This is a genomic window from Curtobacterium sp. AC273, from assembly GCF_979253735.1.
The window spans coordinates 1-23,047 of record NZ_CEEDDU010000006.1 but is presented as its reverse complement, the minus strand read 5'-3'; the positions used below and the strand labels follow the sequence as shown (position 1 = coordinate 23,047).

Annotated in this window: 33 protein-coding genes and 9 pseudogenes; 2 read left to right on the top strand and 40 right to left on the bottom strand. The window is 70.2% G+C overall.

The window, feature by feature from the left end; all coding sequences use genetic code 11:
* Positions 1–113 precede the first annotated feature (113 nt).
* From ACZ8AI_RS10265 to ACZ8AI_RS10085, 37 genes and pseudogenes are all read right to left on the bottom strand, one after another.
* Positions 114–1,083 (bottom strand): annotated as a pseudogene (locus tag ACZ8AI_RS10265) (AAA family ATPase).
* 990 nt (positions 1,084–2,073) lie between these two features.
* Positions 2,074–2,259: a hypothetical protein gene (locus tag ACZ8AI_RS10260; protein ID WP_464858208.1), complete on the bottom strand. Its 186-nt coding sequence runs from the start codon at positions 2,257–2,259 to the stop codon at positions 2,074–2,076.
* Complete coding sequence (locus ACZ8AI_RS10255) at positions 2,256–2,909, bottom strand: fibronectin type III domain-containing protein (RefSeq protein WP_464858207.1); 654 nt, start codon at positions 2,907–2,909, stop codon at positions 2,256–2,258. Before ACZ8AI_RS10255 ends, ACZ8AI_RS10260 begins: the two co-directional genes overlap by 4 nt.
* Positions 2,906–4,150, bottom strand: a complete 1,245-nt coding sequence (locus ACZ8AI_RS10250) for an Ig-like domain-containing protein (protein WP_464858206.1) — start codon at positions 4,148–4,150, stop codon at positions 2,906–2,908. The genes ACZ8AI_RS10255 and ACZ8AI_RS10250 overlap by 4 nt, the downstream gene beginning before the upstream one ends.
* Positions 4,129–4,398: pseudogene (locus ACZ8AI_RS10245) on the bottom strand (Ig-like domain-containing protein); the annotation flags it as partial. The pseudogene ACZ8AI_RS10245 and the gene ACZ8AI_RS10250, both read right to left, overlap by 22 nt.
* A 94-nt stretch (positions 4,399–4,492) precedes the next feature.
* Positions 4,493–4,870, bottom strand: a pseudogene (locus tag ACZ8AI_RS10240) (Ig-like domain-containing protein); the annotation flags it as partial.
* A 134-nt stretch (positions 4,871–5,004) separates the two neighbouring features.
* Positions 5,005–5,931 (bottom strand): Ig-like domain-containing protein, encoded by a 927-nt coding sequence (locus ACZ8AI_RS10235; RefSeq protein WP_464858205.1) that lies wholly within the window; start codon positions 5,929–5,931, stop codon positions 5,005–5,007.
* Positions 5,819–6,547 carry a hypothetical protein gene (locus ACZ8AI_RS10230; protein ID WP_464858203.1) on the bottom strand — a complete coding sequence of 243 codons (729 nt, stop codon included), beginning with the start codon at positions 6,545–6,547 and terminating at the stop codon, positions 5,819–5,821. Before ACZ8AI_RS10230 ends, ACZ8AI_RS10235 begins: the two co-directional genes overlap by 113 nt.
* Positions 6,548–6,564: 17 nt before the next feature.
* The gene (locus ACZ8AI_RS10225) at positions 6,565–7,035 is read right to left on the bottom strand and encodes a hypothetical protein (protein ID WP_464858202.1); all 471 of its coding nucleotides are present in this window, start codon (positions 7,033–7,035) and stop codon (positions 6,565–6,567) included.
* Positions 7,032–7,445, bottom strand: coding sequence for a hypothetical protein (locus ACZ8AI_RS10220; RefSeq protein ID WP_464858201.1), 414 nt, complete (start codon positions 7,443–7,445; stop codon positions 7,032–7,034). Before ACZ8AI_RS10220 ends, ACZ8AI_RS10225 begins: the two co-directional genes overlap by 4 nt.
* An 82-nt stretch (positions 7,446–7,527) precedes the next feature.
* Entirely contained in the window at positions 7,528–7,650 is a 123-nt protein-coding gene (locus ACZ8AI_RS10215) for a hypothetical protein (RefSeq protein ID WP_464858200.1), read from the bottom strand.
* 118 nt (positions 7,651–7,768) lie between these two features.
* Positions 7,769–8,482 carry a serine/threonine-protein kinase gene (locus ACZ8AI_RS10210; protein WP_464858199.1) on the bottom strand — a complete coding sequence of 238 codons (714 nt, stop codon included), beginning with the start codon at positions 8,480–8,482 and terminating at the stop codon, positions 7,769–7,771.
* Between the two features lie 88 nt (positions 8,483–8,570).
* Positions 8,571–8,948, bottom strand: coding sequence for a PP2C family protein-serine/threonine phosphatase (locus ACZ8AI_RS10205; protein ID WP_464858198.1), 378 nt, complete (start codon positions 8,946–8,948; stop codon positions 8,571–8,573).
* A gap of 40 nt (positions 8,949–8,988) precedes the next feature.
* Complete coding sequence (locus ACZ8AI_RS10200; protein WP_464858197.1) at positions 8,989–9,393, bottom strand: PP2C family protein-serine/threonine phosphatase; 405 nt, start codon at positions 9,391–9,393, stop codon at positions 8,989–8,991.
* Positions 9,390–10,154 (bottom strand): hypothetical protein, encoded by a 765-nt coding sequence (locus ACZ8AI_RS10195; RefSeq protein WP_464858195.1) that lies wholly within the window; start codon positions 10,152–10,154, stop codon positions 9,390–9,392. Before ACZ8AI_RS10195 ends, ACZ8AI_RS10200 begins: the two co-directional genes overlap by 4 nt.
* A gap of 25 nt (positions 10,155–10,179) precedes the next feature.
* Positions 10,180–10,509 carry a hypothetical protein gene (locus ACZ8AI_RS10190; protein ID WP_464858193.1) on the bottom strand — a complete coding sequence of 110 codons (330 nt, stop codon included), beginning with the start codon at positions 10,507–10,509 and terminating at the stop codon, positions 10,180–10,182.
* Entirely contained in the window at positions 10,506–10,757 is a 252-nt protein-coding gene (locus tag ACZ8AI_RS10185; protein ID WP_464858192.1) for a hypothetical protein, read from the bottom strand. The genes ACZ8AI_RS10190 and ACZ8AI_RS10185 overlap by 4 nt, the downstream gene beginning before the upstream one ends.
* Before the next feature lie 103 nt (positions 10,758–10,860).
* Positions 10,861–11,073, bottom strand: a complete 213-nt coding sequence (locus tag ACZ8AI_RS10180) for a hypothetical protein (protein ID WP_464858191.1) — start codon at positions 11,071–11,073, stop codon at positions 10,861–10,863.
* Positions 11,070–11,300 carry a hypothetical protein gene (locus ACZ8AI_RS10175; RefSeq protein WP_464858190.1) on the bottom strand — a complete coding sequence of 77 codons (231 nt, stop codon included), beginning with the start codon at positions 11,298–11,300 and terminating at the stop codon, positions 11,070–11,072. Before ACZ8AI_RS10175 ends, ACZ8AI_RS10180 begins: the two co-directional genes overlap by 4 nt.
* 337 nt (positions 11,301–11,637) lie before the next feature.
* Positions 11,638–11,900, bottom strand: a pseudogene (locus ACZ8AI_RS10170) (F0F1 ATP synthase subunit epsilon); the annotation flags it as partial.
* On the bottom strand, positions 11,882–12,064 hold the full coding sequence (locus ACZ8AI_RS10165) for a hypothetical protein (protein ID WP_464858538.1): 183 nt from the start codon (positions 12,062–12,064) through the stop codon (positions 11,882–11,884). The pseudogene ACZ8AI_RS10170 and the gene ACZ8AI_RS10165, both read right to left, overlap by 19 nt.
* A gap of 225 nt (positions 12,065–12,289) precedes the next feature.
* Entirely contained in the window at positions 12,290–12,940 is a 651-nt protein-coding gene (locus ACZ8AI_RS10160; protein ID WP_464858189.1) for a hypothetical protein, read from the bottom strand.
* Between the two features lie 12 nt (positions 12,941–12,952).
* Positions 12,953–13,114, bottom strand: a complete 162-nt coding sequence (locus ACZ8AI_RS10155) for a hypothetical protein (RefSeq protein WP_464858188.1) — start codon at positions 13,112–13,114, stop codon at positions 12,953–12,955.
* A gap of 37 nt (positions 13,115–13,151) precedes the next feature.
* Positions 13,152–13,265, bottom strand: a pseudogene (locus tag ACZ8AI_RS10150) (hypothetical protein); the annotation flags it as partial.
* A gap of 250 nt (positions 13,266–13,515) precedes the next feature.
* The gene (locus ACZ8AI_RS10145; RefSeq protein ID WP_464858187.1) at positions 13,516–13,743 is read right to left on the bottom strand and encodes a F0F1 ATP synthase subunit gamma; all 228 of its coding nucleotides are present in this window, start codon (positions 13,741–13,743) and stop codon (positions 13,516–13,518) included.
* Between the two features lie 212 nt (positions 13,744–13,955).
* Positions 13,956–14,234, bottom strand: a complete 279-nt coding sequence (locus ACZ8AI_RS10140) for a hypothetical protein (protein ID WP_464858537.1) — start codon at positions 14,232–14,234, stop codon at positions 13,956–13,958.
* 118 nt (positions 14,235–14,352) lie between these two features.
* Positions 14,353–15,995, bottom strand: a pseudogene (atpA, locus tag ACZ8AI_RS10135) (F0F1 ATP synthase subunit alpha).
* Positions 15,996–16,102: 107 nt separating this feature from the next.
* Positions 16,103–16,372 carry a F0F1 ATP synthase subunit delta gene (locus tag ACZ8AI_RS10130; RefSeq protein WP_464858186.1) on the bottom strand — a complete coding sequence of 90 codons (270 nt, stop codon included), beginning with the start codon at positions 16,370–16,372 and terminating at the stop codon, positions 16,103–16,105.
* Positions 16,373–16,474: 102 nt separating this feature from the next.
* Positions 16,475–16,909, bottom strand: coding sequence for a hypothetical protein (locus tag ACZ8AI_RS10125; RefSeq protein ID WP_464858185.1), 435 nt, complete (start codon positions 16,907–16,909; stop codon positions 16,475–16,477).
* A gap of 294 nt (positions 16,910–17,203) precedes the next feature.
* On the bottom strand, positions 17,204–17,341 hold the full coding sequence (locus ACZ8AI_RS10120) for a F0F1 ATP synthase subunit B family protein (protein ID WP_464858184.1): 138 nt from the start codon (positions 17,339–17,341) through the stop codon (positions 17,204–17,206).
* Positions 17,342–17,507: 166 nt separating this feature from the next.
* Positions 17,508–17,726: pseudogene (atpE, locus tag ACZ8AI_RS10115) on the bottom strand (ATP synthase F0 subunit C); the annotation flags it as partial.
* Positions 17,727–17,807: 81 nt separating this feature from the next.
* A pseudogene (atpB, locus tag ACZ8AI_RS10110) lies at positions 17,808–18,679 on the bottom strand (F0F1 ATP synthase subunit A).
* 97 nt (positions 18,680–18,776) lie between these two features.
* Positions 18,777–18,929, bottom strand: a complete 153-nt coding sequence (locus ACZ8AI_RS10105; protein ID WP_464858183.1) for a hypothetical protein — start codon at positions 18,927–18,929, stop codon at positions 18,777–18,779.
* Positions 18,930–19,055: 126 nt separating this feature from the next.
* The gene (locus tag ACZ8AI_RS10100) at positions 19,056–19,238 is read right to left on the bottom strand and encodes a hypothetical protein (RefSeq protein ID WP_464858182.1); all 183 of its coding nucleotides are present in this window, start codon (positions 19,236–19,238) and stop codon (positions 19,056–19,058) included.
* Positions 19,235–20,293, bottom strand: coding sequence for an MraY family glycosyltransferase (locus ACZ8AI_RS10095; protein ID WP_464858181.1), 1,059 nt, complete (start codon positions 20,291–20,293; stop codon positions 19,235–19,237). The genes ACZ8AI_RS10100 and ACZ8AI_RS10095 overlap by 4 nt, the downstream gene beginning before the upstream one ends.
* 156 nt (positions 20,294–20,449) lie before the next feature.
* The gene (locus tag ACZ8AI_RS10090) at positions 20,450–20,866 is read right to left on the bottom strand and encodes an L-threonylcarbamoyladenylate synthase (protein WP_464858180.1); all 417 of its coding nucleotides are present in this window, start codon (positions 20,864–20,866) and stop codon (positions 20,450–20,452) included.
* Positions 20,863–21,012: a hypothetical protein gene (locus ACZ8AI_RS10085; protein ID WP_464858179.1), complete on the bottom strand. Its 150-nt coding sequence runs from the start codon at positions 21,010–21,012 to the stop codon at positions 20,863–20,865. Before ACZ8AI_RS10085 ends, ACZ8AI_RS10090 begins: the two co-directional genes overlap by 4 nt.
* Positions 21,013–21,161: 149 nt before the next feature.
* Here ACZ8AI_RS10085 and ACZ8AI_RS10080 point away from each other — a divergent pair, with 149 nt between their 5' ends.
* Together ACZ8AI_RS10080 and ACZ8AI_RS10075 are read left to right on the top strand one after the other, a co-directional pair.
* Positions 21,162–21,431 (top strand): hypothetical protein, encoded by a 270-nt coding sequence (locus ACZ8AI_RS10080; RefSeq protein ID WP_464858177.1) that lies wholly within the window; start codon positions 21,162–21,164, stop codon positions 21,429–21,431.
* Between the two features lie 240 nt (positions 21,432–21,671).
* Entirely contained in the window at positions 21,672–21,803 is a 132-nt protein-coding gene (locus tag ACZ8AI_RS10075) for a hypothetical protein (RefSeq protein WP_464858176.1), read from the top strand.
* A gap of 162 nt (positions 21,804–21,965) precedes the next feature.
* Here the strand turns inward: ACZ8AI_RS10075 and ACZ8AI_RS10070 are convergent, their stop codons facing one another.
* The 3 genes and pseudogenes from ACZ8AI_RS10070 to ACZ8AI_RS10060 all read right to left on the bottom strand — a co-directional run.
* Complete coding sequence (locus ACZ8AI_RS10070) at positions 21,966–22,199, bottom strand: hypothetical protein (protein ID WP_464858175.1); 234 nt, start codon at positions 22,197–22,199, stop codon at positions 21,966–21,968.
* Positions 22,159–22,656: a hypothetical protein gene (locus ACZ8AI_RS10065; protein WP_464858173.1), complete on the bottom strand. Its 498-nt coding sequence runs from the start codon at positions 22,654–22,656 to the stop codon at positions 22,159–22,161. Before ACZ8AI_RS10065 ends, ACZ8AI_RS10070 begins: the two co-directional genes overlap by 41 nt.
* A gap of 158 nt (positions 22,657–22,814) precedes the next feature.
* Positions 22,815–22,969, bottom strand: a pseudogene (locus ACZ8AI_RS10060) (peptide chain release factor 1); the annotation flags it as partial.
* Positions 22,970–23,047: the final 78 nt, after the last annotated feature.

Sequence of the window (23,047 nt, the reverse complement as noted above, 5' to 3'; positions counted from 1 at the left end):
CCGGACGTTGGTCAGGCCGGCGACCGTCCCCGTGCGCTCGTACGCCGTCGTCCCGCGACGCGACCGCGTCGAGGACGGGCGGCGCGACCGCGCGGAGACGGGCCGGCGGTCCGTCACGACGCGGACCGGTCCGCGGGCGGCGGGGTCTCGACGAGCAGCTGGGCGATCACGCTCGGGGCGCTGACGCCGTCGAACTCGCGCCTCGGCGTCGAGCACCAGGCGGTGCGACAGGACCGGGACCGCGAGGGCCTTCACGCCGTCGGGCGTGACGTAGTGACGGTTGTTCAGGGCGGCGAACACCCGCGAGGCGCGCATGAGGCCCATGGCGCCGCGCACACCAACGCCGAGACGGACCTCGCTCGCCGAACGGGTGCCGTCGACCAGCCGGCGCGACGGAGTCGGCGATCACGGTCGACGCGCACCGTCCGCGCGATGGCGGCCATCTCGGTGATCGTCGCGGCGGGGACGACGCTCGCCAGCGGCACCGAGCTCGACGGCGCCGACGCGGTCTCGAGGATCTTGACCGTGGCGGCGGTCCGGGTAGCCGATCGAGGCCTTCATGAGGAAGCGGTCGAGCTGCGCCTCCGGCAGACGGTAGGTGCCGGCCTGCTCGATCGGGTTCTGCGTGGCGATGACCATGAACGGCTGGGCGAGCTTGTGGTTCACGCCGTCGACCGTGACGGCGGACTCCTCCACCGCCTCGAGCAGGGCCGACTGGGTCTTCGGGCTCGCGCGGTTGATCTCGTCGGCGAGGACGATGTTCGAGAAGACCGGGCCGCGGTGGAAGTCGAACTCCTGCGTCTTCTGGTCGTAGACGCTGATGCCGGTGATGTCGCCCGGGAGCAGGTCGGGGGTGAACTGGATGCGGTTCGTCGAGCCCTGCACGCTCTGCGCCATCGCCCTGGCCAGGCTCGTCTTGCCGGTACCGGGGACGTCCTCGAGCAGGAGGTGTTCCTCGCTGAGCACCGCCGTGACCGCCAGGCGGATCACGAACGTCTTCCCGAGGAGCACCTGCTCGACGTTGGTCACGATGCGGCCTACGACGGCGGCGAACCAGGTGGCCTGCTCCGGGGTCATGCTCATGCGGTGTCGTTCCTCGTTCTCGGGGATGGCGGTAGGGGCAGCGTACGGTCAGCGGGCGACGGAGCCGCGCTACTCGCTCGGCGAGGGGTCGGACGGCTGGGAGGGCGACGGGTCCGGCTCCGGGTCCGGTGGGGGCTTGACCGACTGGACGACGGGGTTGCTGCCGGTTCTCCGCCGACCGTCGCCACGACGGTGATGGTCTGCGCATCGACCGGGATGGCGGACCCTTCCGCGAACGGCCCATTCAAATCGCCAGTCGGGCAGCCAAGGAACTCGAGAGCGAGAGCCGTTGCAGATGTAAATCGTGTAGCGGACAGAAGGACTCTTGGTGTTCGGAGGGGGTTGAGCACGATCGCGCCCCCAGCTTGCGGACTCTTCGCGGTAGCACGTGTCGCCAGCGGAGTAGCCGAACCCACGCTGACCGCATCAGCGCAGTACTGACCGTTGTTGTCAGGGAGGCGACACGCTTCGATCGTGACACCGAGGGTGTCACCGTAGGCACTCGGGTACAGTGACGTCTCCGCCTGACGTCGTCGTGCTCGACCCTCCTTCCAAGCTGACTTTGTAGAAGGTCGCGGTACCCCCCGTAGCCCGAATGCCGGACACCACGATTGGGTAGTTTCCGTCGCGATCAGACGACGTCGGCAACGAAACGCGCGCGGCTACCCCTGCAGGCGATTCGTAGGACCGCACCGGCCCCGTCACGCTCGCACTCCGCAGAATCCCTGCCCGTTGACCGCGACTACCGCGTAGTAGAGGCCCGTTCGCCGCCAGGCGAGTCGGCGAAGGAGGTCGCACCGCCCCCGGCCACCTTCGTCGCGTCACCCGCCGTCACAGCTGTGCAGTCGAACGAACCGCTCTTGCCAGGCGGAAGAGCCAGTACGCCTGGATCCCACTCCGTTGCCGCTGGCCTGCGAGAAGTTGATCGAGACCGCGGTGCCGTCGCCGCCTGCTGGCCCGTCGCTGTCAAACTACCTGGGGCCGAAGCGCCTACCGACGGCCACGCCTCGTGGCCGACGCCGAGTTCCACCGCACCACCGTGCCGTTGCGGTCGGCGGTGTTCCGCGGCGAGACGGTGACCTTGTACTGCGCCGCACTCTGCGCACCGGTGAACGACGTGCTCGCCGCCGTACCCGTGCTGCGCGTCGACGAGAGACCGGGACCCTCGATCGTCACGACGTAGTCGTCGACCGGGGTGCCGTTGTTCGGGGCGTCGACCTTGTTCCACGAGACGTCGAGCTGGTTCGGCGTACTCGTGCCGGGGCTGACCGTGATGCCCTTCGGCGGCGCCGGCACGAAGTCGGCGCTGACAGGAGAGGACTCCCCGACGGCTTCGAGTCGCCGACGGCGTTGGTCGCGATGACGCTGAACCGGTACGACGACCTCGGGTCGAGCCCGGTGATCGTGCACACTGTCGCGGTGCCGCAGTCCTTCGAGACACCGTTCGTGCCCTGGATGCGGTAGCCGGTGATCGGCGAGTTGTTCGCCTGCGGGGTCGCCCACGTCAGCGTCGCCTGACCGCCCTGGTAGGCGCCGGTCCGGCTCGGCGCACCGGGAGCGTCCGGGACGTCCTGCACGGAGATCGTGACGTCGCCCCCACACGTACCGGTCCGGATCGTCGGTGGCGGCGGCGACCTGGTACTGCAGGTGGGTGTCGACGGCTTCGCACTGTCGGAGACGCTCACCTGCAGCCGGGAGCGGTCCGCGCTCGGCGGCACCGTGACGCCGCCCGGCAGCCCGCCGGAGAGCCCGCGGATGTTCACGACCTGGAGTCGCTGCTCGGGGAACGGGTTCGTCGGCTGGTCGTTCTGGAGCACGTCGATCATCGCTCGTCGCACCCGCTTCGTGACCGACCGGGTCGGCGCCGGGCTGGACGAGCGGCCGCGTGGAGCCGACGACGTCGACGGTGATCGAACCGGAGCGTCCGGCGTTCGCGTCGTCGGCGACACCGATGCCGATGGTGGCCGTGGTGTTCTTCTTCGCCGTGTCGGCGACCGTGACCGTCAGCTTCTGTCCGGAGATCGTCGCCGTTGCGCCGGCGGTCGGCTTGCTGACGACCGAGTAGCGCAGCTCCGGCAGGTCCTTCGGGTAGGGGTAGTCGGTCAGCTTCGTGAGGTCGACGGTGCGCGACTCCCCCGGTTGCAGGTCGACCGCCGACCCGGTGAACGCCGGGGGCTGGTTCGAGCGCGGGGTGACCTTGATCGGCAGCACGAGCGTGGCGACCCGCCCCTTGCCGCCGTTCGCGTTCGATCCGTCGGTCACCTCGAACGAGATCGATGCGTTGCCGTAGTAGAGCTTCGACGAGGTGAACTGGCAGCGTGGACGGGTCGACCACCAGGTCCTGCCCGCTCGCGTGGGTCGCCTTCACGGTGCCGTCGTCCGTGATCTTCGCGGTCTGGCCGTTCGCCGTCACGACGTACTTGGACAGCGGGATGCGGACGGTGGCCTCGCTCTTCACGCTGATCGCGCCGGCGGTCCGGTTCACCTGCGGCAGGGCGTCGTCGAAGCCGGGGACGCGGATGAAGCCGTACGACACGATGTCCGGGTGGTCGACGCGGGCGACCGAGAACGGGATCACCTGCGACTCGTCGGTCAGCCGGACGGCGATGCGCTGGTCCTCGGTGGCGCGGGCGGGGTCGCCGTAGCCGTCCACCACGCCGACGCGCAGGTAGGCCGCGGTGCCCTCGGCGAAGAAGACGTTGTCGAGCACGTCGACGGTGACGCTCTGCCGGTGCAGGATGTCCTGCAGGTCGAGCGTGGTGTCGTCGACCTCGGGTCGGAGGGGTCTGGCGTCCTCGTCGACCGTGACGGTGAGGAACGCGGTGCTCACGCCGCCGTTCTCGTTCGCGACCGTGTAGAGCACGGCGTAGCCGCCGCTCGTCGCCGTCTTCGGCGGGGTCACCCGGATCTGCTGCTTCCGCAGGACCTTCGCGGTGACGTCCTGCGCCGTCGGCTCCGCCTTCGTGACGCTGAGCTGGCCGCCCTCGGGGTCGGAGTCGCTCTGCAGCACGCGCACCGGGGTCACCGAGCCGCCGGGGCGGATCGTCACGTGGTCGGCCTCGGCCACCGGGTTCGATGCCTGCTCCGCCCGCGGGCGATGCCGACGCGCACGGTGCCGGTCGCGCGGGCGCCGAGTGCGTCGACGACCGTGTAGGTGAACTCGTCGGTGCCGGCCGAGTAGTCACCGGCCTCGTACGTCAGCGAGTCGGACGCGACATCGTTCACCGAGCCCTTGTCCGGGTTCGACGCGACGCCGACGAGCTGGACCGAGCCGCCGTCGGGGTCGATGCCGTTCAGCGGGATCGCGACGCGGACCGACTGCCCGGCGACGACCCGGGCGGTGACGGTCTGCGGGACGGGTGGGTTGTTCGTGGCGGCGCTCCTGCTCGCGCACCGAGATCGACACCGCGGCGTCGGCGTACTGGCCGTCCGGCCCGGCGACGCGGTAGACGGCCGTGCAGTTGCCCGGCGTGGTGGGCGCGAGGTACCGGAGGTGGTCGCCGGAGACGAACAGCAGACCGCCGTCGCCCGGGACGTTCTGGACCAGGTCCGGCAGCAGCGTGAGGGGCTCGCCCTCGGGCTGGGTGTCGTTGTCGAGGACGTCGATGTTCGCGACGTCGCCGACCCGGACGGTGGCGGTGTCCGGCTGCGCGACCGGCGGTTGATCCGGTCGGGTCGCGGGATCTCGACGACGGTCACCGTTCCGGTGGCCGACGCCAGGCCGTTCGTCTCGGTGTAGCCGGAACGAGACCGGACCGTCGAGCGGTGCGGTCAGCGTGACCCGCACGGTGTGCTGGTCGAGGATGCTCGCCTGAACGCCCGACCCGCGGTCCGGTCCGTCGAGCGCGGTGACGAGCAGCACACCGCCCGCGGGGTCGATGTCGGTCGCCGTGACGTCCGTGTCCTTCGTCGACAGCGTGTTCACGAACACCGTCTTGGGCGTGGTGATCGGCGCACTGGAGGCGTCCGGCGGCGCGAGGACCGTGATGCGGACGATCCCGCTCGACGTCTTCGTGCCGTCCGTGACGGTGTACTCGAGCTGGTGGTCCCCCGCCCGCGCTCCCTGTACTCGGAAGGTGCCCGAGTCGTGCTCGGCGTGACGGTCAGCCCCGCCGCGGAGGACACGCTGGTCAGCGTCACGGTGCCGTTCCCGCCGCGCACGTGCTCGAGCGGGTCGACCGTGAAGGCCTTGCCCGCGTACCCCTGCACGGGGAACGGATCCGCGTACAGCGGGACGCTGCCCTGCTTCGCGACGTGCACGGTGACGGAGCCGCGTCCGTCGGCGCGGCCGTCGCTGACGACGAGCTGCACCGGGCGGTCGCCGGTCTTGCCGCTCGCGTTCCGGAAGTCGAGCAGCTCGTCCGGCGTCGTCGACTCGCGGTCGCCGTCGGCTGCGCTGGCGGACTTCAGGTAGACCGGGTCGCCGTCCGGGTCCACCCAGTCGCCGAGCACGTTGGTGACGATGCGCCCGTTCTGCACGACGTCGGCCGAGGTGTCACGCACCTGCCGGGGCGGGTCGTTCGCCGAGTCGGGCCGGACGCTCACCCTGACGGTCGCGGTGTCCGATCCGCCGTTGCCGTCGGTGATCGTGTACGGGGAACGAGACCGTCCCGGCGCCCGCGCGGCGAGCGTGATCTGCAGACGCTGGCCGTCGCCGACGATCGCGACGTCGCCGACGGCGTCGTCGACCCGCCCGACCTCGCTGATGACGATCGGGTCGCCGTTGGGGTCGTAGTCATTGAGCAGGACCGGGAGGCTCGTGGTGCGTCCCGGACGAGCGCCCAGGCCGCCGCCGACCGCGACCGGCGGCTTCTGGTCCTTGTCGACCTCCGGGTCGTCGTCGGACACCTGTTCCTGCTGCTGGTCGTCGTCCTTCTTGATCAGGTCGGCCCAGTTGTCGATGACCTGGCCGCTGCGGTCGATCGCCCAGAGCGTCCGCTCCGGGGTCGTTCGCGACCACGGTCTGCCCGTTGTGCAGGATCTGCAGCTCACCCGCACCCGCGGTGTCGGCGAGGCGTTGCAGTCCGCTGCCCTGGCAGCTGTCCATCGCCTGCCCGCCGGCCCAGGCCGTGCAGGTGCAGGAGCCGACGACGGTGGGTCGGGCGGCACGGCCGGAGACCCGCAGCGCGGTGGTGTCCACGTCGCCGGAGGCCGAGACCCCGACGAGGCCGGCGGTCCCGGCGACGGTCACCCGCGAGGCGTCGTCGGCCGAGCGCTGGAGGGACGGCGAGGTGCCCACGCGGTCACCGAGGTCGACGGTGTCGCCGTCGACCGAGAGCTCGCCGGAGGTCCGGTCGAGCACGGCCAGGTGGTCGCCGAACGAGGCGACCTGGAAGTCGTCGGCGCGGTCCATCCTGACGGTCCAGCGCTGCTCGACGGAGAGCGTGGTGCCGACCTCGACGAGAGACGCCGTGCCGGTCCGCGGCGAGTACACCGCCACGTGGTCGTCCGAGGCGTCGAACACGGCGTCGGCACCGAGGGTCAGGTCCGCCTTCGTCGACGCGTCGAACTCGCCGAGGTCCTTCGCGGGCGTTGCCCACAGCTCACCGGTGTCGGCGTTGCCGATGACCGCCGTCGACCCGGCGAAGAAGACCTGGGGCGACCCGGCGGCAGGGTCACGGGTCCGCGACGGTGGCGTCCGCGACGTCGACCTTCGCGACCGTGCCCTTCGTTTCGTCGACGCTGTAGACCATCGACCCGCGCTTGCAGCACGGACAGGTCGTCGCTCGCGGTCTCGACGGCGGTGTTGAGTTGCAGGACACCCGTGTTCGCCCGGCCGACCGCCCCGTACTCGGCCGACGGCACCCAGACCGTGCCGTCCCCGAGGTCGACGCGCTGCGTGTGGTACCCGGTCGATGCGACCGCGGCGGTGGCCACGACGGCGCCGACGAGCACCGAGGCGCCCACGGTGACGGCGGCCGAACGGTGCTTCGCGAGGAACGCCCCGATCACCCGCTGCTCCCGATCGTCGCGCACTTCTGCGCGCTGGCGACCCCGGTCTTGCCGTCGCGGTTCACGGCGACGGCGATGCACTCCTCGTCGCCCTTCTTGCCCGAGACGACGAAGCTGGACCCCGTCTGCTGGCTGGCCGCGCCGTTCGACGAGATGACGTAGGTGTCGCCGTTCCGGAGGCCCGGGTCGGCCCAGCTGAAGGTCACCGACGCCGGCGTGGTCTCGGCGCGGACGTCCGAGACGACCGGGATCGCGCCGGCGCCGAGGCGTCCGACGACGACGACCGCCGCGATCGCGAGCGCAGCGACGACCACGACCGTCAACGAGGTGGCCCACACGAGCGTGGAGCGCGAGCGTCGTCGGGCACGGGTCACCGACCCGGTGCGGTGGACGGTCCCGACGCTCTGCACGCGGCGGCGGAGGAACCACCGACGACGGCCTTGCGCGTGCGCCGACGGGCACCGACGCGGGACGGCGGCTGGAGCTCACGGATCATGGTGCGGTCGCCGTGGGCGTCGGCGTCGCCACGGCCCAGGCCTCGACCGCGACGTCGGCCGCGGTCTGCGGGATGCCGAGCTCGGCCTCGACCTGCTGGAACCCGCGGACGAGTTCCATCACGGTGGACGGCCGGCCCGCGACCTTGCGGACATCGCGGCTGCGAGCAGGCGCTCGAGCGACGGCGGGACGTCGGTCCGGCCGGTCGGCTTCACCCCGCCCTTGTCGATGCGGCCCATCAGGTCGGCGGCGCCGTTCTTGCCCCCGCGGATCTCGAACGGGCTGCGACCGGCGAGCAACGAGAAGACGGTGGCCGCGAGGGAGTAGACCTCGGACTGGATGGTGCCGCGGGACTCGTCGATGAGGACCTCTGGCGCGGACCACGGGATCGACATGCCGACGGCTCGTCCGGGCCGGCCTCGCCGATGGTCGCCGCGATGCCGAAGTCGGAGAGCACCGGGTTGCCGTAGGCCGTGAGCAGGATGTTCGACGGCTTGATGTCGCGGTGGAGGACGCCTTCACGGTGCGCCGTCTCGAGCGCGGACCCGATCCGGATGCCGATCGACAGCACCTCGGACACGGGGATGGGCTCGCGGCGGTACCGCTCGCTCAGCGACGACGAGCAGAGCTCCATCACGAGGTACGGGCGGCCGTCGGAGGCCACGCTCGCCTGGAAGACCGTGAGGATCGACGGGTGCGTGCTGAGGCGGGCCATCAGGTTGGCCTCGGCCTGGAACATCTGCCGGACCCGGTCGTCCACGACCTCGTCGAGGAGCACCTTGACGGCGACCTGCCGACGCGGCATGTCCTGCTCGTAGAGGAAGACGTCGGCGAACCCGCCGGACCCGAGGACGTGCACGGGGCTGAAGCCGCCGATCACGGGCGGGCTGGACGGCAGACGTCGCGCCATCGTGCCCTCCTCCCCCGGCCGAGCGGCCAGCTCTCTCGTCACGGCCATGCCATTGTACGAACCGCGGGTGACCGACATTCCGCACACCGCTCACAGCGGAACGTCGGTCGGACCCCAGTTCGGGGGTCACTCAGTGACGCGGGAGCGTGTCCTCGACGTCGCCGTCGTCGGGTGCGCCGTCGACCTGCAGGACGACCACCGTCACGTTGTCGCGGCCGCCCGCGACGACCGCGCCGCCGACCAGCCGCTCGGCGAGGTCCTGCGCGCCCGGCACCCGCGCCGCGATGCGGGCGATGCCGGCGTCGCCGAGCTCCTTCGTGAGACCGTCGGAGCAGACGATGTAGCGGTCGCCGGCACGGAGCGGCAGGGTCCACCAGTCGGGCTCCGGCGGCTCGCCGAACCCGACGGCACGGGTGATCACGCTGCTGTCCGGGTGGCGCTCGGCGTCCTCCGCACGGAGCAGCCCGGCGTCGACCATCTCCTGCACGACCGAGTGGTCGACCGTCACGCGACGGAGGACCCCGCCGTCGATCCGGTAGGTGCGCGAGTCACCGACGTTGAAGACCAGCGCCGCCGGCTGCCCCTGCGACGCGGACGAGCGCGATGCCGGTCACCGTGGTGCCGGCACCGATCGCGTTGCCACCGGCGGCCCGCTCGATGTCCGCGGTCGCGAGCAGCAGCGCCCGCTGGATCGACTGCCGGGTGGTGAAGGCGCTCTCGGTCGCCTGTTCGAGACGACGCACGACCGCGTCGCTCGCCCGGTCACCCGCGAGGTGCCCGCCCATGCCGTCGGCGACCACGAAGAACGGTGCCGCGACGATGTAGCTGCCCTCGTTGTGGTCACGACGCCGACCGACGTCGGTCGCTGCTCCCCACGAGAGCGTCAGGGTGGCGCCGTCGGCACCGGGGACGTCGATGGCGTGCGCAGTCGCTGCTCGGCCGAGTTCGGTCACGTTTCAGGATCGCTCTCTGGGGTTCGGGGCGGGCCGGCTGGTGGATCGGTGGGCCACGGGGGCAGTGGCGGGAGGTCCCTCGTCGACGATGCGACACGCAGGTGCGGCGAGAGGACCTCGATGACGTTGCCGCCTCCGATCTCGACAACCGTACCCGTCAGGACGACGTTCGACGCACCCGCCGGCATCCGGAACGGTGCTGCGCCCGCCGGACGCACCACGGTGCCGTTGGTCGATCGGAGGTCGTCCACGACGGCGGCTTCGCCCTCGGCGTGCACGAGGACGTGCGAGGACGACACCCGGCCGGTGGCCGACGGGACCGTCACGAGTTCGGGGCCGGGCTGCGCGTGATCCGCGGCAGCGCGGGACGCCGCCCGACGATGACGGGACGATCGAGCGGGAGGACACGGTCGCCATCCGGATGGACGGCACCCGCCGGCACCGGCGCAGGTGCCGGAGGCTCGATCGGTGCGGGCGGCCCGGTCGGTGCGGCCGGGAGGCGCGGTGCGGCCCCGTCCTGCGTCTCGCCACCGGCGCCGGGTCGCGCTGGCACCCGGACGATGGTGTCCTCGGTCGCTGATCCGTCCGGACGCCTGCCGCGCACCGGTCTGGATGACCGTGTCGCCGAGGGCGTCGTCCACGGCGTCGCCCCCCACGTCGCCCCTCGCATCGTCGGAGCGCGGGACGGCGGGTCGACGGATGACGGTGTCATCGATGTCGTCGTCGCGCACTCGAGGCCTCCTGGGGGTGGTCCACACCACCGTAGACGATCCGGTCCGCCTGGCCTCATCGACGCTCCCACGCCGGACCGCTGCGGCACGGACCGATCGCAGCACGAGGGCCGCGAGCGGGTCGTCCGGCCGGGTCTCGAGCGCGTACTGCGCTCTGGGTCTGCGCGCGTGCGACCGAACCCAGTGCCCACGCGCACCACGACGCCATCGCCAGCGCACCGGCCGCTCCGGTCGCCGTGTCCGCGGAGAGGTCGTCCGCCCGCCACCGCTGCCACGCCTCCGCGCACCGGTCCCCCGCGATCCGCACCCGGTCACGGTCCGGCTCCGGTCCGGACCCGCGCAACGCCGGCGGGGTCGGGTCGTGGAACGGGTCGAACGCCGTCACGGTCCGGGGTCCGGAGCGTCGCGCGCCGCGACGAACCCGAGCAGCGCGAAGCGCGGCGCGAGGGCACCGCAGGCCGTGATGACGGCGATGGCGGCCGGCCATGGGAGCGCGCTCGAGCCGAGTCGGACGAGGGCGGCGCAGGCCGCGCGGAGGGTGACCAGAGCCGCGATCTCGCGCGGGTACCGGACTGCGGCTTCGGGTGGACTCGTGTCGTCGTGGGGATCATGCAGGTCATCGAAACGCACCACGCGCTCCAGGCCGGCGGTCACCGGCCATCTGTGGAACGACGACCCCACCCGCCCCTGTGGAGGACGAGTGGGGTCAGCGGTGTGCTAGAACCCGAGCCGCGGATCAGACGGTGACGGGCTCGAGACTCTCGGCGACCAGGTCCCAGCCGCCGTCGCGTTCCTCGAGGACCACGCCGTGCGTCGACGCCCACCGGACGAGGTCCGTCATCGACGACGCCTGCGCGCCGGTCCGGGCGAGCAGCGCCACCAGGCGGCCCTTCGCGGTCTTGTTCCAGTGGTTGAGCGCCTTCCGACGACCGGAGCCGTCGACACTCACGACCCCGGGCGCGACCGCCCCGTGCACCGGACCGAGCTGGCGGTACCCCTCGAGCGGAGGTCGAGCACGAGACCACCGGCCGTCCGGACGTCGAGCACGCGCGACGACGGCGCAGGCCAGTGCGCGGCCAGTCGCAGCGTCCCCAACCGGGAGTCGTGCGACAGGCGGTAAGCGGGGACGGGGTCGCCGCCACCGATCGGGCTGAACATCGCCGACTGCACGATCACGTGGTCGAACCACCACGCCCGAGTCGCGGGATCGGCATCGAAAGCGCCCCGAGCGGGTCGTAGGGAGCACCCCGTGTACCGATCGACTCGCCGGCATGGTCCCGGAGGGCCTCGAGCACGAGGTTGCGGAACCAGTCTCGATCGACTTCGGCCGAGCTCAGGGCCGTCCGGGCCGAGGACTCCTCGAACCGATCGGAGCGGGCCGCGGTGATCACCGCGGCCCGCTCTGCAGCCAGTTCCGGGAACGACAGCGCACGCAGATCGAGCGTGCCCGAGTCTCGGGCTCCCCCCCCGCTTCGGTCTCTCGAAGGCGGGAGGAGGACGGTCGTCCGGTCAGGGACGCCAGCGCGGCCTGCCGCGCGACGATCGTCACCGTGTCGTGCTCCACCGACAGGAAGCCGTCCTCGGCGTCGACCGCGACGGCCGAGCCGTCGGCCCGCGTGATGCGGACCTGACCCTGCGCCAGGATCGCGAGCATCGGCTCGTGCCCGGCGAGGATGCCGATCTGGCCCTCCGTCGTGCGTGCGACGACCATGGTAGGCGTCGCCCAGACCAGACCTCACGGTCGGCCGAGACGACGCTCACGCTGAGACCCGCCATGTCAGCGGTTCTCCTTCTGGATCTGTGCCCACTTCTCTTCCACGTCGTTGATGCCACCGACGTTGAAGAACGCCTGCGTCGCGACGTGGTCGAACTCGCCGTCGGCGATGGCGCAGAAGCGACTCGATGGTGTCCTTGAGCGGCACCGTGGAGCCCTCTGACACCCGTGAACTTCTTCGCCATGTAGGTGTTCTGCGAGAGGAACTGGCTGGAGACGACGAGCACGCTCGACCGTGATCTTGTCCTCTTCGGAGAGCTCGTCGACACCGAGGATGGCGATGACTCCTGCAGCTCCTTGTTCTTCTGGAGGATCTGGCTGGACGCTGCGTGGCCGTCTCTGTAGTGGTCGGCGCCCAGGTACCGGGGGTCCATGATACGCTACGCCGAGGTCAGGCAGGTCGATCGCCGGGTAGAGACCCTGCGACGCGATCTCGCGGGAGAGCCTCGTGGCGGCGTCGAGGTGCGCGGAACGCCGGTCGCCGGCGCCGGGTCGGTGTAGTCGTCAGCCGGCACGTAGATCGCCTCAGCGAGGTGATCGAGTACCACGCGTCGAGGTGATGCGCTTCCTGGAGCAGCACCCATCTCGTCGGCGAGGTTCGGCTGGTAGCCCACCGCGGACGGCATGCGACCGAGCAGCGTCGAGACCTCGGAGCTCGGCCTGCGCGGAAGCGGAAGATGTTGTCGATGAAGAGGAGCACGTCCTGCTTCTGGACATCGCGGAAGCTTACCTCGGCTACCGTCAGCGCCGACAGGGCCACGCGGAGGCGCGTTCCCGGCGGCTCGTCCATCTGGCTGACCACGAGGAAGTACACCTCGTCGAAGACCCCCCCTCTTCCATCTCGCCGATGAGGTCGTTGCCCACACGGATGCGCTCGCCGACACCGGAACACCGACACACCGCCGTAGTCCTGCGCGACGCGCTGGATCATCTCCTGGATGAGGACGGCCTTGCCGACGCCCGCACCACCGAAGAGACCGATCTTGCCACCCTGCACGTACGGGGTGAGGAGGTCGATCGACTTGATGCCGGTCTCGAACACGAGGTCTTGGACTCACGCTGGTCGAAGGCCGGGGCCTTGCGGTGGATCGGCCAGCGCTCGGTGATCTCGAGCTTCTCGTCGGTGTTGAGCAGGTCGTCGCCCAGCACGCCGAAGACCTTGCCCTTGCATGATGTCGCCGACGTGGACCGACGATCGGAGCGCCTTCGATGTCACGGACCTCCTGGCCAGCTTGGACTGCCAGGCCGTCGGTCGGCTTCAGGGAGATGGCACGGACGAGGTCGTCGCCGAGGTGCTGCGCGACCTCGAGGCCGATCTCCTGCGACGAGTCACCGATGGTGATGGTCGTGAACAGGAGGTTGTACATCTTCCGGGACGGCGGCTGGGGAACTCGATGTCGACGACGGGACCCGCATACGGCGATCCGGCCACACCGGGGCCGACGGACGTCTCGACCGCGGTGGTTGCGGTGTCGGTCATGGCTGGTGCCTTCCCGGGAGGTGTAGTAACCGTCCGCGAACGACGCGGACTACTTCTTCTTCGACGAGGTAGAGGGCGCCGGCGCCGCCGACGATCTCGGAGATCTGCTGCGTGATCTCGGCCTGGACGCGCGTTGTTCATGCGAGTCGGGCGAAGTCACGGATCAGCGAGTCCGCGTTGTCGCTGGCCGCCTTCATCGCCTTCTGCCGGGCGGCGTGCTCGGAGGCAGCCGACTGGAGCATGGCGTTGAAGATGCGGCTCTCGATGTAGTAGACCGGGAGCAGGCGAGCGTCGAGCACCGCATCGGCGTCCGGCTCGAACTCGTAGAGCGTGGAGCGGCTCGTTGTCCGACGGCTCCTCGACACCCTCGACGACTCTCGAGCGGGAGCAGGCGCACCACCCGCGGCTCCTGGGCCGCCAGGCTGAGGAAGCGGTTGAAGACGATGTGAATCTGGTCCACGCCGCCCTCCGCCGTGTCCTGGAGGAACTTCGCCACGACGGCGTCGCCGATCTCCTTGGCCGTCGAGAACTCCGGCTGGTCGGTGTTGCCGACCCACCGCTGCTCCGGGACGCACGCTCACGGAACGCGAAGCACCCGACGGACTTGCGTACCGACCAGGTAGAACACGACGTCCTTGCCCTCGCTGCGGGAGCAGGACGGCGAGCTCCTCGCCCTGCTTGAGGATCGTTGGCGCTGAACGCGCCGTTCAGGCCCCGGTCCGGACGTGAACAGCACGACGGCTGCCCGCGTCGACGACTCCGGCTCGGTGGTCAGCACGTGGTCGACGTTCGAGAACGTCGCCACGGCCGACACCGCACGCGTCACGGCTCGCGAGTACGGGCCGGACGCAGCCATGCGGGCCTGCGCCTTCTGGATCCGCGACGCCGAGATCAGGTTCCATCGCGCGAGTGACCTTCTTCGTGGTCTTCGCGGACTTGATTCGCTGTCGGTAGACCCGTACCTGCGCTGCCATCTAGCCGACGACCTCGACGATCTGCTCCTGGTCGACGTCCTCGGCGTCGGCAGCGTCGAACTGCTCGGAGCCGAGGGCCTTGCCGTCGCTCGTCTGGAAGCTCTTCGTGAACTCGTCGATCTGCTTCGACAGCTCCGAGACCGTGTCGTCGCTGAGCTGGCTGGTCCCGCGCAGCGTCGTGAGGGACGTCGGAGTTGCGACGCAGGTGGTCGAGCAGCTTCGGACTTGATAGCGGAGCACGTCCGGCACCGGGACGGTGTCGAGCTTGCCGTTCGTGCCGGCCCAGATGGATCGACACCTGCTCCTCGACCGGGTACGGCGAGTACTGCGGCTGCTTGAGGAGCTCGGTCAGGCGGGCACCACGGTCCAGCTGACGACGCGACGCCTGGTCGAGGTCGGACGAAGAACATCGGCGAACGCCTCGAGCGAGCGGGTACTGCGCCAGGCTCGAGCTTCAGCGTGCCGGAGACCTTTCTTGATCGACTTCACCTTGCGCGTCACCACCGACGCGGGACACCGAGATGCCCACGTCGACGGCCGACGCTGGTTCGCGTTGAAGAAGTCCGACTGGCAGGAAGATCTAGCTGCCGGTGATGGAGATGACGTTGGTCGGGATTACGCCGAGACGTCGTTCGCCTTGGTCTCGATGATCGGGAGACCCGTCACCGAGCCGGCGCCGAGCTCGTCGGACAGCTTCGCGCAACGCTCCAGCAGACGGGAGTGCAGGTAGAAGACGTCACCCTCGGCAGGCCTCGCGGCCCGGCGGACGACTGGAGGAGGAGCGACACGGCGCGGTAGGCCTCGGCCTGCTTCGACAGGTCATCGAAGATGATCGGACGTGCTTGCCCTGGTACATCCAGTGCTGGCCGATGGCCGAACCGGTGTACGGGGCGAGGTACTTGAAGCCGGCCGGGTCGGAGGCCGGGGCGGCGACGATGGTGGTGTACTCCATCGCGCCGGCGTCCTCGAGCGCACCCTTGACGGAGGCGATCGTGGAGCCCTTTTGACCGATGGCGACGTAGATGCAGCGAACTCTCGCCGGTCCTCGTCGCCCGACTCCCAGTTGGCCTTCTGGTTGATGATCGTGTCGATCGCGATGGCTGGTCTTGGCGGTTCTGGCGGTCTGCCGACGATCAGCTGACGCTGACCACGGCCGACGGAGATCACCGCGTCGATGGCCTTGATGCCGGTCTGCAGCGGCTCGTGGACCGACTTGCGCGACACGACGCGGGGGGCCTGGAGCTCGAGGGCACGACGACCCTCGGCCGGGATCTCGCCGAGACCGTCGATCGGGGCGCCGAGCGGGTCGACGACGCGACCGAGGAAGCCGTCGCCGACGGGGCCGAGAGGACCTCGCCGGTACGCGTGACTTCCTGGCCCTCTTCGACGCCGGCGAACTCGCCGAGCACGATGGCGCCGATGGAGTCCTCGTCGAGGTTCTGCGCGAGGCCGAGCGTGCCGTCCTCGAAGCGGACGAGCTCGTTCGCCATGACGCCGGGGAGGCCCTCGACGTGCGCGATGCCGTCGCCGGCGTCGATGACGTGCCCGACCTCGGCCGTGGAGGCCTTCGTCGGCTCGTAGTTCGAGACGAAGTCCTTCAGGGCATCACGGATCCCATCGGGGCTGATGGTGATGTCTGCCATGGGATTTTCCTTGTTGGTTTCCGGGGCCGTCAGGCTCCGAGAGGGTGATGCTGCCTGACTCGGCAGTTCCCGTTGTGGACTTGGGAGGGGCGGCTTCGACCGTACGCTCAGCCGGCGAGCTGGAGCCGGAGCTCCGAGAGACGCGTGGCGACGGTGCCGTCGATGACGTCGCCGCCGATCTGCACCCGGACCCCGCCGACGACCGAGGGGTCGACCACGTGGTTGATGCTGATGTCCTTGCCGTACTTCGCCGAGGCCTGCGGGCGACACGAGCCGCCTGGCCTGCGGAGAGGGGGGTCGCGGTGATGACCGTCGCGACGAGCTTGTCCGCCTGCTCGGCCACGATGAGGCGCGAGGCATCGCGGACTGAGTTCCACCGATGCGTCGACCACGCTGCCGCTGCACGAGGTGCGACAGGATCGCGGATCGTCTGCGCCGAGGCCTTGCCGCCGAGCAGACGCTCGACGAGCGCGCTCTTCTCAGCCGGGCTGCCGAGCTTGGCGCCAAGCGCCAGCTCGAGGTCGGCGTCCGAACGGACGGCGGACTCGAAGGAGAACAGCTCGGACTCGAGGGAGACGTCCGGACGGGGCGGTAGCAGCACGGCGCGGATGCCCGCGTCCTCGATGCCGACGAGCACGTCCTCGGTGCGAGGACCAGCGCGAGCCGGCCACCGCGGTCAGGACCGCACGCGTCGCGACCGACTGACCGGCGAAGTGACGCGGTCGACGACCACCTTCTTGACAGCCGGGTCGGCCTGCTCGGGTCGGACAGCAGACCGAGCAGCATTGCGGCGCACCGGCGATCGCACGCCCTGCGGCGAGGATCTCGGCACCGGCGGCGAGGTCGGCCGACCCGCCGAGGTCGGCGAGCACCGCCCCGTGGACCGCCAGTGCCTCCCTGGTGGCGCTGCGCATGCTCAGTGCTCCCCCGTCTTTCGTGGCCTGCGAGGCCTGGAGGTCGGCGAGGAACCGGTCCACGACCGCAGTCGACTTGGCGTCGTCCTCCTTGAGTGGACTCCTCGATCACACCGGAGGCGAGGTCGAGGGCGAGGGTGCCCACCTCGCTCCGCAGCTCGACCGGACAGCGCTTCCGACGCTCGGCCCCTCGATCTGCGCCTGGGCGTTGGCGGTGATGCGTGCCGCATCGGCCTGCAGGTACTCGCTCGCGCAGCTCGCCGCCGATCGCGTTCGCGTCGGCGCGGGCCTTGCTCACGGATCCGCGACGCCTTCGGCACGTGCCTCGGCGAGCTGGTTGTTGTACTCGTCGAGCGCAGCCGCGGCCTGCTCCTGAGCAGCCTCGGCCTTCTTGATGCCACCTTCGATGGCCTCGGTGCGCTCGTCGAGCATCTTCGTGATCCGCGGGATACACCCGCCAGAAGACCAGCAGGATGACGATGAACGCGACCAGCGACCAGACGATGTTGTCGTACAGCGGCGGGACGAGGGGACCATGCGTCTCCTCCGCCGCGATGATGAGTGCGTTCTGCATCGAGTAGCCGTAGTTGGTGCCGGTGAAGATGAAGTACGTGGCGATGCCGATGAAGGCGAGGGCCTCGGTGAAGGCGATACCGATGTACATGAGGGTCGTCAGGCGGCCCCAGAGCTCCGGCTGGCGAGCGACGGACTCGGATCGGTCTCGCCGACGACGATGCCCACGCCGATGGCCGGACCGATCGCCGCGAGGCCGTAGCCCATGGTCAGCGAGGTCGCTGTTGATCTCCGCGAGAACCATTGTTGCGTCCACGTGTTTTCCTTTTCGAGATGGCGGCCCGGCGGATGCCGTGCCGTATTGGGGGTCAGTACAGGTCGTTGGTCAGTGCTCGTCAGCCAGCGCGAGCTGGATGTACACAGCGGTCAGCAGCATGAAGACGTAGGCCTGCAGCAGCGCGACCAGGATCTCGAAGAAGCTGAACGCGATGCCGAACGCGAGCGTCCCGACGCCGAAGAGCTTGAACAGGCCTTCGCTGTCGAAGAAATAGAAGAACGGCGTCGCAGCGAAGAACAGGACGAGCAGCAGGTGGCTGACGACCATGTTCATCAGGAGTCGCAGCGTCAGCGTCACCGGACGGAGCACGAAGGTCGAGACGAGCTCGATCGGCGTCACGATGATGTAGAGCGGCCACGGCACGCCGGGCGGGAAGAGGGCGTCCCTGGAGGAACGCGCCGGGGTGCTTCCGCAGGCCCGCGTAGATGAACGCGATGTACGCGACGGCCGCGAGGATCATCGGGTACGCGATACGGGCTGGTGCCTTGCAGGTTGAACCCGCGGATCAGACCCGTGAGGTTCAGGAACAGCACGGAGAAGAAGATCGTGGCGAGGATCGGCAGGAACCGCTTGCCGTCCTTCTCCCCCAGGTTGTCGAAGGTGTTCCGGCGGACGACGTCGAACGCGTACTCGATGAGCGCCTGGCCGCGGCCGGGCACGAGCTTGAGCGAACGGGTCCCGATGACGCCGATCAGCAGCAGGACCGCGACGGCGACGAAGCGGATGATGACGAGCCGATCGATCTCGAAGGGCGTCCCCGCGAAGAAGATCGCATCCGGGAAGAACTCGTTGATCGACGGACCATGGAACTCGGCGGCCTTGCTGGCCCCCGCCGCCACGGTGTTAGCCGCAGCGGTGAGGGACAGGGGAAGAGCGTGGGATAGCAGCGCTGTCTCCCAGGGGCCGGCGCGCGCACGCATGGCACGCGATGGTGGACGTTGTGAGGCTCGTCCGCCTGGAGCATTGCTCCGACGCGGACTCCGAGAAGCCTATCAGGTGCGAGAGCCTTCCCGGTCTTCAGTTGCGGGGTGCGTCCTTCTCAGGAGAAGCGGAGCTCTCGGGCAGGGACACCCCCGACGGGATGCGGGCCTTGGCCACGGCGACGACGTCGATGACGAGCGAGCCGACGACCCCGGCGATGATCACGATCGCGAGCACCGGGAAGTCCACCCAGCCACGATCCCGAGCAGGACGAGCACCACGATGAAGACGATGAACTTCAGGAGCCAGGTGCCCATCACGATGCCATCTGCCCCTTCGAGACCCGCAGGGCGACGCCGACGCCTGTTCGGGCCGTCAGAGAACACCACGCGCTGAGGACGGCCCCGGAGCAGGCCCCCGACGAGCCCTGGGACCGCCGGCCACGAGCAGGCCGATCACTCCCCCGACGACGGCGAGTCCGACCGCGAGGACGGCGCCCCAGGTGATGATGCGGCGGAACACCGGCCGGACGTGGTCGAGCGCGTTCGGTGCGGTCACGTGATGGCTCTGGATCGTTGGCGGCCCGGTCGAGCGGGTCGAGGCTGGCGGTGTCCACCACGGTGGTGGAGCGGGTGGCGACCTGCGCGGCGAACTCGGCGCGCGCCGCAGGCCGAGCGGCGCGAAGGTGGCGACGGCGCGCCAGAACCCGGACGGCGACGAAGACGACCACCCAGTACCAGGTCCACGAAGAGGAACAGCAGGCAGCCGACGGCGACCGTCGCGGTCCACGCGTAGAAGATGAGCACCGCGTGGAAGTGCGAGTGGCCCATGTCGAGCAGGCGGTGGTGCAGGTGCTTCCGGTCGGCCGAGAACGGCGACTTCCCCGCGCTCAGGCGCCGGGTGACGGCGAGCCCGAAGTCGAGGATCGGCACGATCACCGCGAACGGCAGCAGGATCGGGATGAAGGCCGGCAGGAGCGCCTGGCGAGTCTGCACCGCGGCGGGGTCGATGTTCCCCGTCACGGAGACCGCGCTCGTCGCCATCAGGAACCCGACCAGCAGCGCCCCCGCATCACCCATGAAGAGCTTCGCGGTACAGTTCAGGATGAGGAAGCCGAAGCAGGCGCCGACGAGCACCGCCGTGAGCAGGGACGGCAGGTTGAAGAAGAACTCAATCTGCACGACCACGCGGTTGATGAAGAACGTGTAAAGGAAGAACACCCCGCCGGCGATGATCGCCACGACCCCCGCGACCAGGCCGTCCAGGCCGTCGTTGAAGCCCACCGCGTTCATCACGAGCACCACCGCCAGCACGGTGAAGATCAGGCTCATGGACGAGCCGACGCCGAGCGTGTTGCCGATCGGCAGGGAGACGATCGCCACGCCCTGCCACGCGAGGATGCCCGCGGCGATGATCTGCCCCGCGAGCTGGGTCATCCAGTCGAGGTCCCAGATGTCGTCGGCGACACCGAGCACCACGATGATCGTCGCCCCGCCGAGCACGGCCAGGACCCGGTTCGGCTCGGCGAAGACGAGCCGGAAGTAGTCGGTCCCCGCGATGGAGGGGAAGAGGAACCAGGCGGCGAGCAGGGACACGATGACGCCGAGGTACATCGCGATGCCGCCGAGCCGTGGCGTCGGCGCGCGGCACGTCGCGCTCGCGGACCTTTCTCTTCGGGTACCACTTGTACTTCAGCCCCAGCTTCCACACGATCCAGCTGACGCAGAAGCTCACGACGGCGGCGATGGCCCCCGCGAGCAGGTAGTACTTCATCCGACGAGGTCGGCCCCGACGACCCGGGTGATGTCGTCGTCGGAGACGACGCCGTGCCGGACGATGCGGAGCTTGCCGCCGCGGGACAGTCCGGTCGCGTCGACGATCGACCCCGTCGATGCCGCGAAGCCCTCGTGCACCTCGATCGGACCGCCGTCGAGGTAGACGGCGACGCTGTCGCCCAGCATCGCCTCGGCCTGGTCGACGTCCATCGCCGCGGGGTCGCCGGTGGAGTTCGCGGAGGAGACCGCGAGCGGCCCCACCCTTGCAGGCAGGAGTTCGAGCGCGCAATCCGGGAGTCCGGCATCCGGAGGATGACGGTGCCCCGCGTCTCGCCGAGGTCCCAGTCGAGCGACGGCTGGGCGCGGAGGATGACGGTGAGGCCGCCGGCCAGAACTCGTCCACCAGGTCACGCACCTGCTTGCGGATGTCGCTCGCGAGCGCTCGAGCGTGGGCGGACCGGGAGCGAGGACCGGCGGCGGCGCGACTGGCGCCGGGTACGGCCCTTCGCGTCGAGGAGCCGCTGGACGGCGGCCGCGCTGAAGGCGTCCGCGGCCACGCCGTAGACGGTGTCGGTGGGGACGACGACGAAGCCTCCAGGCCGAGCGCGGCCGCGCGAGCCGCATCCCGGTTCGGTGATGCCCGTCGAAGCCGGTGGTCGTATCGGGATGCCATGACCTGACGATGAGTACAACAATGGAGGGCACCGTGGAACGAGACCCGCGCCTCGCCCTGTTCCTCTTCGACATGGACGACGTCCCGGTCCGCGCCGACTGGAAGGTGCGGATGGCCGCGCTCTCCGAGTTCACCGGACACGAGTTCCAGGAGCTCCGGCGACGCTGGTGGGACTGCGGCAACGAGCAGCGCGCCGAGGCCGGCGGGTTCGCGGACGGCGACGAGTACCTCGGCCGCTCGAGCGGGCGATGGGCTGCGACGTGCCCGAGGCCGAGTGGGCGCGGATCCGCGGCTCGGCCATGACCGAGCTGCCCGAGCGAGTCGAGGCGGTCCTCGATCGCGAGCGAGCACGGCCGTCGGGCCTTCACCAACAACGGTCCGTCGGCCGCTGGATCCATCGCTGGGCACCGTCGCCCCGCCCCTGTTCGGCGAGCACCTCGACACGTCGAGCAACTTCGGCGCCCGGAAGCCCGAACCCAGGTCTTCCGTCGTGCCCTCGCGCACCACGGCGTCCCTGCCGAGCGCACGTTCTTCGCCGACGACATGCCCGAGAACATCGCGGGCGCGCGGCGGAGCGTCGGCATCCACGCCGTTGTCGAGCGCGACACCGACCTCCGCGACGAGGTGCGCGCGTTCGTCATGGCGCAGGAACGCGCTGCGGCCCCCATCGCGTAGCCTTCACCGCAAAACGCAACCTCGCCTCGCGCAGCGGTACACCGCTGCGAGAAGTCGGCAACGTTGCGTTTTGCGGGGCGCGGGGTGCGGGGGGCGCGGGCGGCCGGGAGGCGCGGCTCGGCTCCGCCTAGCGGGTCGCGGTGGTCGTGCGGTCGCGCCCGGTCAGGTCGACGTGCGTCTCCGGGGTGCGGAACCCCGGCGCGCGAGCACGTCACGGACGCCGGCGCCCTGCTGCTCGGCGTGCTCGATGACGAGGACTCCCCCGGGCACGAGCAACCGCCACGCGGTCTCGGCCAGGGCACGGACGGCGTCGAGGCCGTCCGGCCCGCCGTAGAGCGCCATCGCCGGGTCGTGGTCACGGACCTCGGGGTCGATCGGTACCGCGTCGTCGGGCACGTACGGCGGGTTCGAGACCACGACGGACACGCTGCCGTCGAGCTCGGGCAGCGCGTCGCCGAGGTCGCCCTCGACGAGGCGGACCGTCCCACCGTGCGCGTCGACGTTCCGTCGGGTCCAGGGCAGGCCTCGGGCGACCGCTCCACGGCGTACACCACGGCGTTCGGCACCTCGGTGTCCATCGCGACCGCGATGGCACCACTGCCGGAGCCCAGGTCGACGGCGACCGTTCGGCCACCGCGACCGAGCGGAGCGCGCCGATGCCGAACTGCACGACGCCCTCGGTCTCGGGCCGCGGGACGACCCCGGGACCGACCGCGAGGGTCAGCATCCGGAAGTGGGCCTCGCCGGTGATGTGCTGCAACGGCTCACGTGTGGCGCGTCGGGCGACGGCGTGCCGGAAGCGCTCGACGTGCTCCGCGGCGATCGCGCCGCCGGTGAGCGCCCGGGCCTGCACGGCGCCGCGCGACGTGTCCGTCGCCCAGGGCGAGCAGGAGCTCGGCGTCCACCTGTGGCGTCGGCACGTCGTAGATGCACCGAGCGCGGTCGCCTCCCCGAGGAGGCGATCCGCGGCGAACGTGGGATCACTGTCGGACAGGAGCCGTGCCTCCAGGCCTAGGCGTCCTGGTCGCCGATGGCGGCCAGACGTGCCTCTTCGTCCGCCTGGATGGCGGACTGACGATGGCCTCGAGCGCACCGTTCATGACGCGGTCGAGGTCGTACGCCTTGTACCCGGTGCGGTGGTCCGCGATGCGGTTCTCCGGGTGAAATTCTGCACGAAAACGCGAAAGCGTTTCACGATAAATGCGAAAACGGTTAAACACCTGCTCTGAAACTGAACGAAGCAT